This window comes from Lactonifactor longoviformis DSM 17459 (assembly GCF_900129135.1).
GTDB classification, from domain to species: Bacteria; Bacillota; Clostridia; order Lachnospirales; family Lachnospiraceae; genus Lactonifactor; species Lactonifactor longoviformis.
Map to the genome: position 1 here is coordinate 26,524 of NZ_FQVI01000024.1, position 14,898 is coordinate 41,421.

Annotated in this window: 11 protein-coding genes; 8 read left to right on the plus strand and 3 right to left on the minus strand. The window is 47.3% G+C overall.

Translation table 11 applies throughout. The features are described 5' to 3' along the window. The first annotated feature begins 24 nt into the window (after positions 1–24). Together BUA56_RS17460 and BUA56_RS17465 are read left to right on the plus strand one after the other, a co-directional pair. The gene (locus BUA56_RS17460; RefSeq protein ID WP_072854044.1) at positions 25–945 is read left to right on the plus strand and encodes an ABC transporter ATP-binding protein; all 921 of its coding nucleotides are present in this window, start codon (positions 25–27) and stop codon (positions 943–945) included. After that, positions 938–1,639, plus strand: coding sequence for an ABC transporter permease (locus BUA56_RS17465; protein ID WP_072854045.1), 702 nt, complete (start codon positions 938–940; stop codon positions 1,637–1,639). Before BUA56_RS17460 ends, BUA56_RS17465 begins: the two co-directional genes overlap by 8 nt. A 16-nt stretch (positions 1,640–1,655) precedes the next feature. Here the strand turns inward: BUA56_RS17465 and BUA56_RS17470 are convergent, their stop codons facing one another. Next, complete coding sequence (locus BUA56_RS17470; RefSeq protein WP_072854047.1) at positions 1,656–2,552, minus strand: AraC family transcriptional regulator; 897 nt, start codon at positions 2,550–2,552, stop codon at positions 1,656–1,658. A gap of 339 nt (positions 2,553–2,891) precedes the next feature. Between BUA56_RS17470 and BUA56_RS17475 the strand changes: the two genes are divergently transcribed. The 3 genes from BUA56_RS17475 (at position 2,892) to galE (ending at position 6,074) form a co-directional block, all read left to right on the plus strand. Further along, complete coding sequence (locus BUA56_RS17475) at positions 2,892–3,815, plus strand: nucleotidyltransferase family protein (protein WP_072854049.1); 924 nt, start codon at positions 2,892–2,894, stop codon at positions 3,813–3,815. Between the two features lie 2 nt (positions 3,816–3,817). Beyond that, positions 3,818–4,963 (plus strand): phosphotransferase enzyme family protein, encoded by a 1,146-nt coding sequence (locus tag BUA56_RS17480; protein ID WP_423241204.1) that lies wholly within the window; start codon positions 3,818–3,820, stop codon positions 4,961–4,963. A 97-nt stretch (positions 4,964–5,060) separates the two neighbouring features. Beyond that, on the plus strand, positions 5,061–6,074 hold the full coding sequence (gene galE, locus BUA56_RS17485; protein WP_072854051.1) for a UDP-glucose 4-epimerase GalE: 1,014 nt from the start codon (positions 5,061–5,063) through the stop codon (positions 6,072–6,074). A 75-nt stretch (positions 6,075–6,149) separates the two neighbouring features. Here the strand turns inward: galE and BUA56_RS17490 are convergent, their stop codons facing one another. Together BUA56_RS17490 and BUA56_RS17495 are read right to left on the minus strand one after the other, a co-directional pair. Beyond that, on the minus strand, positions 6,150–7,763 hold the full coding sequence (locus tag BUA56_RS17490; RefSeq protein WP_072854099.1) for a CTP synthase: 1,614 nt from the start codon (positions 7,761–7,763) through the stop codon (positions 6,150–6,152). A gap of 257 nt (positions 7,764–8,020) precedes the next feature. Further along, positions 8,021–9,499: a DUF1846 domain-containing protein gene (locus tag BUA56_RS17495; protein WP_072854053.1), complete on the minus strand. Its 1,479-nt coding sequence runs from the start codon at positions 9,497–9,499 to the stop codon at positions 8,021–8,023. A gap of 237 nt (positions 9,500–9,736) precedes the next feature. Between BUA56_RS17495 and ftsH the strand changes: the two genes are divergently transcribed. The 3 genes from ftsH to uvrC all read left to right on the plus strand — a co-directional run bounded on the left by ftsH (position 9,737) and on the right by uvrC (position 14,879). Further along, positions 9,737–11,839: an ATP-dependent zinc metalloprotease FtsH gene (gene ftsH, locus BUA56_RS17500; RefSeq protein WP_072854055.1), complete on the plus strand. Its 2,103-nt coding sequence runs from the start codon at positions 9,737–9,739 to the stop codon at positions 11,837–11,839. Between the two features lie 125 nt (positions 11,840–11,964). Then, on the plus strand, positions 11,965–12,951 hold the full coding sequence (locus tag BUA56_RS17505) for an alpha/beta hydrolase (protein ID WP_084068066.1): 987 nt from the start codon (positions 11,965–11,967) through the stop codon (positions 12,949–12,951). Between the two features lie 62 nt (positions 12,952–13,013). Continuing rightward, complete coding sequence (uvrC, locus tag BUA56_RS17510; protein WP_072854057.1) at positions 13,014–14,879, plus strand: excinuclease ABC subunit UvrC; 1,866 nt, start codon at positions 13,014–13,016, stop codon at positions 14,877–14,879. Positions 14,880–14,898: the final 19 nt, after the last annotated feature.

Below are 14,898 nucleotides of genomic sequence, written 5' to 3' on the forward strand. Positions count from 1 at the left end.
AATAAGAAAAAAGAGGGAACTGCTATGTCAGATATAATTGTATTAGAAGGTGTGACAAAACAGTATAGGGATGCAGAAGTAGTGAGCAATGTATCCATGCATGTACAGGAGGGAGAAATATACGGCTTTCTGGGTCCTAACGGAGCCGGGAAAACCACGATTATGAAGATGATATTGAACCTGGTAAAGCCTACTATGGGTAATATCCGTGTCTTTCAGGAACCGGTGCTGAACCAGTCCGTCGCCTATCTCAGACAGATTGGCAGTATTATAGAGACACCAGTATTCTACAGCAGGCTGTCTGCCTGGGAGAATATGAAGCTTCACTGCGCATATATGGGGTATTATGATCAGAAAAAAATGGAAGAGACGCTGGAGATGGTGGGGCTGTCCTCCTGCCGGGATAAAGTGGTCTCAGAGTTTTCTCTGGGTATGAAGCAGCGGCTGGGGATTGCCAGAGCAATCGTTACACGCCCCCGTCTGCTCATTCTTGATGAACCTATCAATGGCCTGGATCCTATGGGGATCCGGCAGATACGTGAGCTGTTGGTGAGCTTGAGGGACAACTGCGGAACAACGATACTAATCTCCAGTCATATTATTACAGAGATTGAACAGATTGCGGATGAGATAGGAGTGCTTGACAAAGGCCGCCTGCTCAGAGAGGTATCTATGAAGGAGATCAGAAAAGATGCCGTACAGTATATAGAGCTGGAACTGGATGATGTGCAGAAGGCGGCTACTGTGCTGGATCACAGATTCCCTGAGCTGAACTTCAGAGTGATCTCTCCGTCCGGTCTCAGAGTTTATGGGATAGAGGATCAGACATTGATAACCAGAGCTTTGGTGCAGGAAAACATTGGAATTCTCAATATGTCCTGTAAAAATGATTCCCTGGAGGATTATTTTATGGACACTGTGATAGGAGGAGGAGAGCATGCTTAAATTAATGAAATTGGAATTTGCAAAATTAAAAGTAAGCAGTATTGTGAGGGCGTTTGTGATTATTGCAGCGTCAATCCTTGCTTTTACAATCCTGACAGGATCCATTATTGACGAGGGAGAGCGGATGTTTGATCATGCTGCCCAGATGCTGGCCTTCGGAGAAATTCTCTGCCGGATTTCTTACGGAATCTTCGGCGGTGTGATGTTAGGGAACGTTGTGATTGGAGAATATAAAGAGGGTACGATACAGAACCTATTCACTTATCCTATCTCCAGAAAGAAGATTATGGGATGCAAGCTCTGCATTGTTTTTGGTTTTACCTTTATAACCATACTGGTGTCTGAGATTATTTTTGGTATGGGGATGTTTCTTGCAAACCGCTGGGTTACCATTGTCACAGAGCCAATCACTCTGATGCAGATAATGGGAAGGCTTCCGGGTGCAGTGTTCAGCGCCGGGGCAACTGCGGGACTTAGTATGATTCCGCTCTATTTCGGAATGCGCAAAAAGTCAGTGACGGCTACGATTGTAGCGGGGGTGGTGATCAATAGTCTGGTAAACTCTTCCTTCGGAGGGGATCAGGGGCAGTTATCCCTGTTTTCATTCAGCCTGGTGCCTGCAGCATTGTGTATTCTTGGGCTGGCGATTGCCTACGTTTCCTACCGGGATATCGATAAGAGAGACGTAATATAAAAAGGGGTATAATGACTCATCTGCGCTCCGCCAGTCCTTTTATGGAGGATGCATATTCAGAAGGGGTCATCCCGGCAATTTTTTTAAACTGTCTGGAAAAATAATGTACAGAGGTATACCCCAGATCATCGGAAATCTGTGTAAAGTTGTGATGGTTTTCCCGTATAAGCTGCTTGGCCAGTTCGATTTTGCGGCAGGAAAAATAGTAAATAACCCCGCAGCGGTTCCGCTCCCGAAAAAGCTTCTGGAGCTGGGACCTTCCGATGAGGTTTGCCTTGCAGATCTCTTCAATGGTCATATGTTCCCGGATATGTTCCTCCAGGTAATTGACCACTCTCTGATAGAGTATAGATTCGTTGTGCTGGGTAACAGACTTTACCGGATGGGCGTCCCCTGGGGCACTTTGATCTCCCCGGCGTATCATCAGAAGCAGCATCTGCTCCATATACAGTTTGATCAACTGTTCTGCCCCGAATACTGGCTCTTCGAGCCGCTGCATTTTTTCAGTATAAGGGTTGTCAAAGGGCGGACGGATACAATTTCTGGCTTCGGAAATGATACTGGCCAGCAGCGTCCGTTCGGTCTCTGTAATATCCATGACTCTGTCCCTGAAAAACTCCATGCACCCAGCTTTGCAGTGAAAGGAGATTACCACTAGATTGGGGGCGGTTCGGCCATTTGCTCTCAGCGAGTGAAACTGGTTAGGAGCATGGAAAAATATCTGTCCCCGCTTGAGAATATAGGGGATATCATCTGCCGTGATAATCACTTCTCCTTTATCTACACACACAAGTTCCCAGAAGTCATGGGACTCTCCCGGAAAATCAAAAGTATTCATATATTCAAAGTAATGAATGGTAACGATATTGCATACAGACAGCTCTTCCCTCAGATTAAGCGCTTCGAATGGCATAAAAACCTCCCTACTAGTTTTAAATATAGTATAAGTATAGTATAAGTATAGTCTATCTTTTAATAAAAGACAATTAAAAGGAGAACCAATCGTACAATTTTGTGAATATATCGTATAAAGCATTTTTGTAACAAGCGTATTATACTATCTTATGCAGCAGGAGACAGCCGGCGCCATGGCCGGGCTTTTGTTGCACGGTACCTATAAGATGTGATAAACTCTAGAGGATGTTCAAAAGCCGGCGGAAGACTGCAGAGTCGCTGAAGCGCCCCTGCCCTGGACACCCCGGAGCTTGCAGGTATACAATAAAGGAAACAGAATCAATGGAGGTTGGAGCGTATGAAAAAACCAGTATTAGTAATCATGGCAGCAGGTATGGGAAGCCGGTACGGCGGATTAAAGCAGATCGATCCGGTGGACGATCAGGGACATATTATCATGGACTTTTCCCTGTATGATGCCAAAAAGGCCGGATTTGACAAAGTAGTTTTTATTATAAAGAAGGAAAATGAAGCGGACTTCAGGGAAAGTATCGGGAACAGAATGGGCAGGTATATGGAGGTTTCCTATGTGTATCAGGAATTGACGAATATTCCCGGCGGATACCAGGTCCCGGAAGGGAGAGTGAAGCCTTTTGGAACCGGCCATGCAGTGCTTTCCTGCGCAGATACAGTGGACGGGCCTTTTGCGGTTATCAATGCGGATGACTATTATGGACGGCATGCATTCCAGGCTATTTTTGACTATCTCTCCACCCATGAGGATGATGAGAAATACCGCTACACCATGGTGGGATATATTCTGGAAAATACCCTTACAGAGAATGGCCATGTGGCCAGAGGCGTATGTGAGACAGACGAACATGGATATTTGGTTGGGATCCGGGAACGCACCAGAATTGAAAAAAGAGGAGGCCAGGCGGCCTACACAGAAGATGACGGGGCCACCTGGGTGCCGCTGCCGGAGGGAAGCACGGTATCTATGAATATGTGGGGATTTACTCAAAGTATGTTAAAAGAGTTAAAAGAACGTTTTCCTTTATTTCTGGAAAGGAATCTGAAAGAGAATCCCATGAAAGCCGAATTCTTCCTTCCGTCTGTTGTGGGAGAGCTTCTGGAAGAGAAGAAAGCAACTGTTGAGGTCCTGAAATCCTCTGATAAATGGTATGGAGTTACTTATAAAGAAGATAAAGAGGTTGTGGTAGAGGCTGTTAAAAGTATGAAAGCAAAGGGCCTTTATCCGGAGAAGCTTTGGGAGGAGTAGGCGTGGAGCAGGAGATTATGCAAGAGGTAATACAACATTTCCGGTTTCCGGAACATCTGAAAGAGGAGATACCCTACGGCAGCGGGCACATCAATGATACGTTCCGCCTTACCTTTGAGGGGGAGACAGGGAAACCCAGGAGGTTTATCCTGCAGAGAATGAATAAAGAGATTTTTCTGAGGCCTGTAGAGCTGATGGAGAATATTGTTGGAGTGACTACCTGGCTACGCGGCAAGATTATTAGCAATGGGGGGGATCCCGAGAGAGAGACACTGAACCTTGTTCCTGCAGCGGATGGAAACTGTTATTACAGAGATTCCGCAGGAGATTACTGGAGAGCGTATCTTTTTATCGAAGATGCAGTCTGTTATAATCAGGTGGAGAAGCCGGAAGATTTTTATGAGAGTGCCCTGGCATTCGGGCATTTTCAGAGGCTCCTTGCGGATTATCCTGCCAAGACCCTGCATGAGACCATCAAAGATTTCCATAATACGGAGGAGCGTTTTTTAAAACTTCAGAAGGCAGTCCGGGAAGATGTCTGCAAACGGGCAGACAAAGTGAAAGACGAGATTGCATTTGCGCTGTCCAGAGAAAGCCTTGCCCACACGCTGTGCAGAATGCAGAAAAACGGAGAGCTTCCCCTGCGTGTTACCCACAACGACACGAAACTGAATAACATTATGATGGATCGGGCTACAGGAAAAGGGATCTGTGTAATTGATCTTGACACGGTTATGCCGGGACTGGCAGTGAATGATTTTGGGGATTCTATCCGCTTTGGCGCCAGCACCGGCGCAGAGGATGAGCGGGATCTCTCGAAAATTTGGTGCAGCCTGGAGCTTTTTGAGGCTTATACCAAAGGGTTTCTGGAAGGATGCGGAGGGAGTCTGACGCATGAGGAGATATGTATGCTCCCGGATGGGGCCATTACCATGACCTATGAATGCGGCATCCGGTTTCTGACAGATTATCTGTCCGGAGATACGTATTTTAAGACGCACAGAGAGGGACAAAATCTGGACCGCTGCAGGACGCAGTTTAAACTGGTGGCAGACATGGAACAGAAGAAGCAGCAGATGTACGAGATAATAGCAAACTATGCAAATATAAAACAACATAAATGTTTTAAAACAAATTTAATAAAATAAATATTCGGATTCAGTTGTTATTCTTTCTTATCCGTGATAGAATGATTAAGAAATTAAGAGACAATCTATAAAACTGCAGATGAAGGAGGAGTTTATTATGGCAATATTAGTAACCGGCGGTGCAGGCTATATCGGAAGTCATACTTGTGTAGAGCTGTTGAATCAGGGGTACGAAGTAGTTGTGTTGGATAATCTTTACAATTCCAGTGCAAAAGCTCTGGACAGAGTGGAGCAAATCACAGGAAAAAAAGTGAAATTTTATGAAGGCGATTTGCTGAACCGTCCGGATATTGAAGCAGTGTTTGACAGAGAATCTATTGATTCTGTCATCCATTTTGCAGGGCTCAAAGCCGTGGGGGAATCCGTGTCCAAGCCTCTGGAGTATTATCACAATAATATTACAGGAACCCTGCTGCTGTGCGATGTAATGAGAAACCACGGCTGCAAGAATATTGTCTTCAGTTCCTCCGCTACTGTATACGGGGATCCTGCATTTGTTCCCATAACAGAAGAGTGCCCCAAGGGAAAGATTACCAATCCTTACGGACAGACCAAAGGAATGCTGGAACAGATCCTCACAGATCTGCATGTAGGCGATCCGGAATGGAATGTAATTCTGCTCCGGTATTTTAATCCCATCGGTGCCCATGAAAGCGGTCTTATCGGTGAAGATCCCAAGGGGATTCCCAACAACCTGGTGCCTTACATTGCCCAGGTGGCTGTGGGCAAACTGGAATGTCTGGGCGTGTTCGGGGATGACTATCCCACACCGGACGGAACAGGCGTAAGAGATTATATTCATGTGGTTGATCTGGCAGCAGGCCATGTAAAGGCAATTCAGAAGCTGGAAACTGCTAAGGGTGTTATGATTTACAATCTGGGAACGGGAATCGGCTACAGTGTGCTGGATGTGGTGAAAGCTTATGAAAAAGCCTGCGGTAAGAAAATACCGTACCAGATTAAGCCAAGGCGGGCCGGTGATATTCCTACCTGCTATGCAGATGCGGCAAAAGCCAAAGAAGAACTGGGCTGGGAGGCCAAAAGAGGAATCGAAGAAATGTGCCGGGATTCCTGGAAATGGCAGTCTATGAATCCTGATGGATACAGATAAAAAGAAACTAAAGGACGCCGGGAAACAGAAGGAGAACTTCTGCTTCCCGGCGTCTTTTGCATATCCAGAAGAATATTACGGCTGCTGTTCCTTTCTGTCTACAGATGCCTCAACAAACCCGCGAAACAGGGGATGGGGCCTGTTGGGCCTGGATTTCAGTTCCGGATGAGCCTGGGTTCCGAGGAAGAAGGGGTGATTTTTCAGCTCTATCATCTCTACAATTCTGCCGTCGGGGGAGGTGCCGGAGAGGGTCATGCCGTATTTGGTCAGGTCGTTCCGGTAATCGTTATTCACCTCATAGCGGTGCCGGTGACGCTCATATATGATTTCTTCCCCATACAGCTCATAGGCCTTTGAGGATTTGTCCAGGACACAGGGATAAGCTCCCAGACGAAGTGTGCCGCCGATGTCCTCAATTCCATTCTGATCCGGCATGAGATCTATGACAGGGTGTATCGTATGGGGATCCAGTTCTATGCTGTGTGCATCCGAATATCCTACTACATTGCGGGCATATTCCACGATGGACAGCTGCATGCCCAGGCAGAGGCCCAGAAACGGTACCTTGTGTTCTCTGGCATAGCGGATTGCCGTGATTTTGCCCTCAACACCCCGGTCTCCAAAGCCCCCGGGAACCAGGATTCCGTCCGCTTCGGATAGAAAGGCTTCTGCATTTTCGGGCGTAATTTCCTCGGAATCCACCCATTTCAGATTTATGGTGGCGTGACTGGCGATTCCTCCATGCTTGAGGGCTTCTACCACACTGAGGTAGGCATCGTGGAGCTGGATGTATTTTCCCACCAGGGCGATGGTGACTTCCTTGGTGGGATGGCGCAGAGCCTCAACCATTCCTTTCCAGTCAGCGAGATCCGGCTGGGGACACTCCAGATTGAGGCACTCGCAGGCCACCTGCGCCAGATTCTCTCTTTCCATGGCAAGGGGAGCTTCGTATAGGTATTCTACATCCAGATTTTGCAGGACATGACTGCTTGGAACGTTGCAGAACAGGGCAATTTTATCTTTAATTCCCTGGTCCAGCGGACGTTCGGAGCGGCAGACGATAATGTCAGGGCGGATTCCCATACCCTGAAGCTCTTTAACACTGGCCTGCGTGGGTTTCGTTTTCATCTCGCCGGAAGCCTTCAGATACGGAATCAGAGTGACGTGGATTAGGATGGCATTCTCCCGCCCCACATCGTGCTGAAACTGCCGGATTGCCTCCAGAAAAGGCTGGCTTTCAATGTCTCCCACCGTGCCGCCCACTTCAATGATAGCAATTCTGGTCTCTTCAGAGGTATAATTGCGGTAAAACCTGCTTTTGATTTCATTGGTAATGTGGGGAATTACCTGGACCGTGCCGCCCCCGAAATCCCCCCGGCGTTCTTTCTGCAGGACGGACCAATAGATCTTACCTGTTGTCACGTTGGAATTTTTATCCAGACTCTCGTCAATAAAACGTTCGTAGTGGCCCAGATCCAAATCAGTCTCCGCACCGTCATCGGTGACAAAAACCTCCCCGTGCTGCATGGGATTCATAGTTCCCGGATCCATATTAATGTAAGGATCAAATTTCTGCATGGTGACTTTGTAGCCCCGGGCTTTCAGCAGACGTCCCAGAGATGCTGCAGTGATTCCTTTTCCCAGACCGGATACTACCCCGCCGGTTACAAATACGTACTTTACTGGCATGATTTCCCTCCTTTGGAAGACGGCCCCTTTGGGGCTTTCAATCAGAGAAGTCCCGGCAGCTGAAAAGCCTGTCATGCTGCCCTCGCAGATGAACGGCTGTTTCAGCAAATTGCCGGGACTCCATTGTCCTAGTGAATGCTTTTAAATTTCAAAATAACGGAAAAAATTATACAACACATGTGCAGGAAAAAACAAGTGCTTTTGGTAAAAAAATTAAAGTCAGACAATTACCAAAACGCTGCTGCTTTCTGGTAGTTTTAGTGGTAGATCCGTTTGTTCTCGTATTTTGCCTCTGAAGTCAGCTGCACAGACAGCTTTTTAAATTCTTTTAAATCTACATCCGACAACATAACGGAAGTATGGGCCTGGCAGTCCTTTAACTTTGGAAGCTGCTCTAATGCCAGCTCTGCATTGGAATCAGTCGCCGCACTGATGGACAGGGCGATAAGGACTTCGTCGGTATGAAGGCGGGGGTTCCGGCTTCCCAGATATTTTGTCTTAAGCTTTTGAATGGGTTCTATGGCAGCAGGGGAAATCACGTGAACCTTATGATCAATGCCGGCCAGTTCTTTTAGCACATTCAGCAGCAGAGCAGCGGAAGCCCCCAGAAGATTAGAAGTCTTACCAGTGATGATGCGTCCGTCGGCCAGCTCCAGGGCGGCAGCAGGTGCACCAGTTTCCTTTGCGTGTTCCACGGCCACAGCCACCACTTTTCTGTCATCCGTGGTAATATGGGCCTGTTTCATAAGAAGCTCGATTTTAAAGGCTTCTTCTTCCAGACGGGTGCCGTCAGCCAGACCGTTCAAAGCCTGATAATAGCGCCGGATAATTTCCTGGCAGGAGGCTTCCCTGCAGACCTCATCGTCGGAAATGCAGTTTCCGGCCATATTGACGCCCATGTCCGTGGGGGACTTGTAGGGACTGGAACCGTAAATTTTTTCAAATATGGCGTTGAGTACAGGAAAAATTTCTACATCCCTGTTATAATTAACGGCTGTTTTATTGTAAGCTTCCAGATGGAAGGGATCAATCATATTGACGTCATTGAGATCCGCAGTTGCAGCCTCATAGGCCATATTCACAGGATGCTTCAGAGGAATGTTCCAGATGGGAAAGGTCTCAAACTTGGCGTATCCTGCATGGATGCCCCGTTTGTGCTCGTGATAGAGCTGGGACAGGCAGGTCGCCATCTTACCGCTTCCCGGACCTGGGGCAGTGATGACTACCAGAGGACGGGTAGTCTCGATATATTCATTTTTGCCGTACCCGTCGTCACTTACGATTAACGGTATATTACTTGGATAGCCCTCAATAGAATAGTGGATATATACCCGAATACCCAGCTTCTCCAGACGCATCTTGAAGAGATTGGCGCTGTTCTGCCCCTGATACTGGGTGATTACAACGCTGCCCACATACAGGCCTTTTTCTTTGAAGGCATCCATCAGGCGCAGCACATCGGAATCATAGGTAATTCCTAAATCCCCCCTGATTTTATTTTTCTCAATATCCCCGGCGCTTATCACAATCACCAGTTCCGCCTGGTCTGAGAGCTGCATCAGCAGGCGGAGCTTGCTGTCAGGTGCAAAACCGGGAAGGACTCTGGCGGCATGATAGTCATCAAAAAGCTTTCCGCCGAATTCCAGATATAATTTGTTGTCAAACTGATTAATTCTTTCACGGATATGTGCAGACTGCATATCCAGGTATTTTTGGTTATCAAATCCAATTTTCATTTGCTTTTTTAACCTCTGTCTCCCTAAGATATTATAAAAGTAGCAGGCATAAATGCCTCAGATTTTAGTATACTACAGGTTAGATTGTTTTTTCTACCCATTACGGAAAAAATAGATGTCGATTTTCATTGGATTTTAGAAAAGTTTAAGAAAAGTGTCTTCTTTTTCACAATCTGGTTATTGATTTATAGCCGGTCTGTCCTTATAATAGAAGAGACAAGAATGAGGAGGAAGGAAATGGACCAAAATAATAATCAGAATCCTAAAAATAACAGGAATAACGGACCAGGCGGACCGAAGAATAGACAGACGTTGCTGATGCTCCTGATTTGTATTCTTATTAGTTTGGCATGTATGAGTTTCTTCGGCAGCATGCAGAAGGATCTCACCTCCAGAGAAATCTCATATAATGAGTTTATTTCTATGGTGGATAAAAACGAGATCAGCAAAGTACAATTGAAATCAGACACTCTGACCATCATTCCCAAGAAGCAGTCGAATCCTAACCTTGAGGTTACCTACTACACGACTTTGATGGAAGATGAAACAGCTCTTACGGAACGTCTGGCAAAATGCGATGCGGAGTTTTCCAAGAAGCCCCCGGATCCGGCATCTACCATACTGTACAGTATCCTGAGCTTTATCATTCCTTTTGTATTATTATTGCTCGTACTTAACTTCTTCATGCGCCGGATGAACAAAGGCGGCGGCATGATGGGCGGCGTAGGAAAGAGTAAAGCAAAAGCATATGTGCAGAAGGAGACAGGCGTTACGTTCAAGGATGTGGCGGGGCAGGACGAGGCGAAAGAATCTCTCCAGGAAGTAGTAGATTTTCTCCATAATCCGGGAAAATATACGGCTATCGGGGCAAAGCTTCCCAAGGGCGCCCTTCTTGTGGGACCTCCGGGTACCGGTAAGACACTGCTGGCAAAGGCAGTAGCCGGGGAGGCACACGTTCCGTTTTTCTCACTGTCAGGTTCTGACTTTGTGGAAATGTTCGTGGGAGTGGGAGCTTCCCGTGTCCGTGACTTGTTTGAGGAGGCAAAGAAGAACGCTCCCTGCATCATTTTTATTGATGAGGTGGACGCCATCGGTAAAAGCCGTGACAGCCGTTACGGAGGCGGAAATGACGAGCGGGAGCAGACCCTGAACCAGCTTTTGGCTGAGATGGATGGTTTTGACACGTCCAAAGGGCTTTTGATACTGGCTGCAACCAATCGTCCGGAGGTACTTGATCCTGCGCTTCTGCGTCCGGGACGTTTTGACCGACGAGTAATTGTAGACCGTCCGGACTTGAAAGGACGGGTTGATATCCTGAAAGTACATGCAAAGAATGTGGCATTGGATGAAACCGTAGATTTGGATGCTATTGCTCTGGCTACCTCAGGGGCGGTTGGTTCCGACCTGGCGAATATGATTAATGAGGCGGCTATTCTGGCAGTTAAAAAGGGAAGGCGTGCGGTATCTCAGAAGGATTTATTTGAAGCAGTGGAAGTGGTGCTTGTAGGAAAAGAGAAAAAGGACAGAATCCTCAGCAAGGAGGAACGAAAGATTGTCTCTTACCACGAAGTAGGTCATGCGCTTGTAAGCGCTCTGCAAAAGCATTCAGAACCGGTGCAGAAGATTACCATTGTGCCTCGTACCATGGGGGCTCTAGGGTATGTTATGCATGTACCGGAGGAGGAAAAGTATCTGAACACCAAGAAAGAGCTGGAGGCTATGCTGGTCGGATATCTGGCAGGCCGTGCCGCGGAGGAACTGGTTTTTGATACTGTGACTACCGGGGCGTCCAATGATATTGAGCAGGCCACAAAGGTGGCAAGGGCAATGATTACCCAATATGGAATGTCCGAGAGATTCGGACTTATGGGACTTGCAGACGTACAGAGCCAATATCTGGACGGAAGGGCGGTTCTGAACTGCGGAGATGCCACTGCCACGGAAATTGACCATGAGGTAATGGAGCTTCTTAAAAAGTCTTACGATGAGGCAAAAGGCCTGCTGGCGGAGAACCGGGAGGTAATGGATAAAATTGCGGAATTCCTGATTGAGAAAGAAACCATAACAGGGAAAGAGTTCATGAAGATTTTCCGGGAGGTCAAGGGTATTCCTGAACCTGAAGGGGAAGAGAATAAGGAGTACCGTATCCTCCAGAGAGAAAGTAAAGAGAACGTAGAAACACCGGATTCGGAGATAACGACAAATAAGGAGCCTGTCTTGCCAGAGCTCTTGGAGCCTGCAGAAGAAGAACAGACAGAGGCTTCTCTGGACCAGGCGCAGGAGGTCAGACAGGAAGATATCCCGAACTCAGAGGAAAAAGAGACAATCACAGAAGACTAAAATATCATAAGAGCCGGAGCATATATGTTCCGGCTCTAAATGTCGGTAGCAGTACCGCCCAGGCGTCAAGATGAGATAAAAGTAAGGCACCGGGCAGAGGAGAAAGGACTTAAGAGAGAGACAAAATGAAGAAAAAGTGGATAAAGAGAATAGGAATAGTATTTGCGGTTCTCCTTGTATTACTTTTTGCGGCAGCATATATACTTGTGGATGTGGCTCTGGTGCCGGCTTCTATGGAAAAGACCCAGGCGTTTGAGGATATTACGGAAGAGAGTGTAGCGGCACTGGTGCACACAGATGATATACAGGAAAACCGCTCCAAAGCTTCCGGTAAAACGGAGGTGTGGCTGTCGGCTGCACCCCAGGCAGAGCTGGAGGCAGAGTCGGCGGACGGCTATAAACTGAAGGCCAGAGTATTTTATCAAAAGGAGAAGAGCCATAAGTGGGTGCTCCTGCTTCATGGGTACACCGGCTGGAAAGAGGAGATGAATCCCATAGCCTGCGAATATGCCTTAAAAGGATATCAGGTACTTACGCCGGATATGCGATGCCATGGAGAGAGCGAAGGTGATTTTATCGGTATGGGATGGACGGACAGGGCGGATAATATGATATGGATCCGTTACATATTGAGTCAGGATCCTCAGGCAGAGATAGTGATTCACGGACAGTCTATGGGGGCCTCCTGTGCACTGATGATGGCGGGGGAGAAGATGCCCGACAATGTAAAGGCAGTGGTCTCTGACTGTGCATACACGGATGTGTACAGCATTTTTAAGAAACAGCTCAGGGAATGGTTTCACCTTCCGCCGTTTCCTCTTCTGGATGCAGCCAATGTGGTTCTGCAGATGCGGGGAGGCTACAACATAAAGGAAGCGTCTGCTCTGGAGCAGGTCAAAAAAACCAGCCTGCCGGTGTTGTTTATACACGGGAACGAAGATGCATTTATACCTGCAGAAATGGCGGAAGAGCTGTATCAGGCTGCTGGAGGGGAAAAAGAATTGTTAATCGTAGAGGGTGCAGGGCATGCCCAGTCTCAGGACAAGGATCCGGAGGCATATTACGGAACCGTATTTTCATTTACAGATAAATATATTTCGGCAGGAGAATAACCTGGTTCCCCGGGCAGTGTCCTCCGGGAAGCAGGCCTTTCAGGCAGATAGAGGAGAGCAGTATGGATTTGGAAGAGGAATTAAAAAAACTGCCGGCAAAGCCCGGCGTCTATATCATGCATGATAAGAAAGATGCAATTATATATGTGGGAAAAGCCATCAGTCTGAAAAACCGGGTGCGGCAGTATTTTCAGTCAAGCAGGAACAAAGGCGCTAAAATTGAGCGTATGGTCACGCAGATTGAGCGTTTTGAGTATATTATTACAGATTCAGAGCTGGAGGCGCTGGTCCTGGAGTGTAATCTCATCAAAGAGCACCGGCCTAAATATAACACTATGCTTAAGGATGATAAGGGATATCCCTTTATCAAGGTGACCGTGAACGAAGAGTTTCCCCGGGTACTTTTCTCTCACCAGATGAAAAAGGATAAATGCCGGTATTATGGCCCCTATACCAGTGCAGGTGCGGTGAAGGATGCAGTGGAGCTTTCCAGAAAGCTTTATCATCTGAGGTCCTGCAACCGGAATCTCCCCAAGGATATCGGAAAGGAACGTCCCTGCCTGTATTACCATATTAAACAGTGCAAAGCCCCCTGCCAGGGCTACATTTCTAAGGAGGAATATCATAAACAGGTAGAGAAGCTTCTGGATTTTCTGGGAGGGAACAGTAAGCCGGTAATCCGGGAGTTGGAAGAAAAGATGAAGCAGGCGGCAGAAGAGATGAACTTTGAGGACGCTGCCCAGTACCGTGATCTGATCCAAAGCGTAGGAAGGATTCAGGAGCGTCAGAAGATTACGGATCAGCATGGAGACGACAAGGATGTAATCGCTGTGGCTATGGACGGAGAGGACGCGGTGGCCCAGGTATTCTTTGTCAGGGACGGACGTCTAATCGGAAGAGATCACTTTTATATTAAAGTGGCAGAAGGTGACGGCAGAGCTTTGGTGGTCTCCAGCTTTCTGAAACAGTTTTATGCAGGTACGCCATATATTCCGAAGGAAATTATGCTTCAGGAAGAGATAGAGGATCAGGAAATCATAGAAGAATGGCTCGGCAAACGGAGGGGCCAGAAGGTAAGACTGAAAGTGCCCAAAAAGGGGACAAAGGAAAAGTTGGTGGAGCTGGCGGCCCAGAATGCCCAGCTTGTTTTAAGCCAGGATCGGGAAAAGATAAAGCGGGAAGAGGGAAGAACCATAGGGGCAGTCAAAGAGATCTCCCAATGGCTGGGACTTCAGGATGTAAACCGGATAGAAGCTTTTGATATCTCTAACATCAGCGGATTTCAGTCTGTGGGCTCTATGATTGTCTATGAAAAAGGAAAACCAAAGCGCAGTGATTACAGGAAATTTAAAATCAAATGGGTGAAGGGCACCAACGATTATGCCAGTATGGAAGAGGTACTTACCCGCCGGTTTACCCATGGGATGGATGAACAGGAAGAACAGAGGGAGAAAAATCTGGAACGGGAATACGGAAGCTTTACTAAATTTCCGGATTTGCTTATGATGGACGGGGGAAAAGGACAGGTAAATATTGCCCTGGATGTTCTGAACCGCCTGGGTCTGGAGATTCCAGTATGCGGAATGGTAAAAGATGACAAACACAGGACAAGGGGGCTGTATTTCAATAATGCAGAGATTCCAATTGACCGGTCCAGCGAAGGGTTCAAACTGATTACCAGAATCCAGGATGAAGCCCATCGGTTCGCCATTGAATATCACCGGTCGCTGAGAAGCAAGGGGCAGGTTCACTCTGTCTTGGATGATATTGAGGGAGTAGGGCCTGCCCGCAGAAAGGCGCTGATGAAGTATTTCAAGGGGCTGGAACCTATCAGGGAGGCATCCTTAGAGGAGCTGGAAAAGGTGCCGTCTATGAATGCAAGAAGTGCACGCCAGGTGTATGCATTTTTTCATGAAGGGGAAGATTAGCAGATGGATTTGTTGAAGT

What these genes read in the sequence shown, in the direction of transcription:
- BUA56_RS17460 (WP_072854044.1), top strand. Translation starts at nt 25, where the DNA reads ATGTCAGATATAATTGTATTAGAAGGTGTGACAAAACAGTATAGGGAT.
- BUA56_RS17465 (WP_072854045.1), top strand. Translation starts at nt 938, where the DNA reads ATGCTTAAATTAATGAAATTGGAATTTGCAAAATTAAAAGTAAGCAGT.
- BUA56_RS17470 (WP_072854047.1), bottom strand. Translation starts at nt 2,552, where the DNA reads ATGCCATTCGAAGCGCTTAATCTGAGGGAAGAGCTGTCTGTATGCAAT.
- BUA56_RS17475 (WP_072854049.1), top strand. Translation starts at nt 2,892, where the DNA reads ATGAAAAAACCAGTATTAGTAATCATGGCAGCAGGTATGGGAAGCCGG.
- galE (WP_072854051.1), top strand. Translation starts at nt 5,061, where the DNA reads ATGGCAATATTAGTAACCGGCGGTGCAGGCTATATCGGAAGTCATACT.
- BUA56_RS17490 (WP_072854099.1), bottom strand. Translation starts at nt 7,763, where the DNA reads ATGCCAGTAAAGTACGTATTTGTAACCGGCGGGGTAGTATCCGGTCTG.
- BUA56_RS17495 (WP_072854053.1), bottom strand. Translation starts at nt 9,499, where the DNA reads ATGAAAATTGGATTTGATAACCAAAAATACCTGGATATGCAGTCTGCA.
- ftsH (WP_072854055.1), top strand. Translation starts at nt 9,737, where the DNA reads ATGGACCAAAATAATAATCAGAATCCTAAAAATAACAGGAATAACGGA.
- BUA56_RS17505 (WP_084068066.1), top strand. Translation starts at nt 11,965, where the DNA reads ATGAAGAAAAAGTGGATAAAGAGAATAGGAATAGTATTTGCGGTTCTC.
- uvrC (WP_072854057.1), top strand. Translation starts at nt 13,014, where the DNA reads ATGGATTTGGAAGAGGAATTAAAAAAACTGCCGGCAAAGCCCGGCGTC.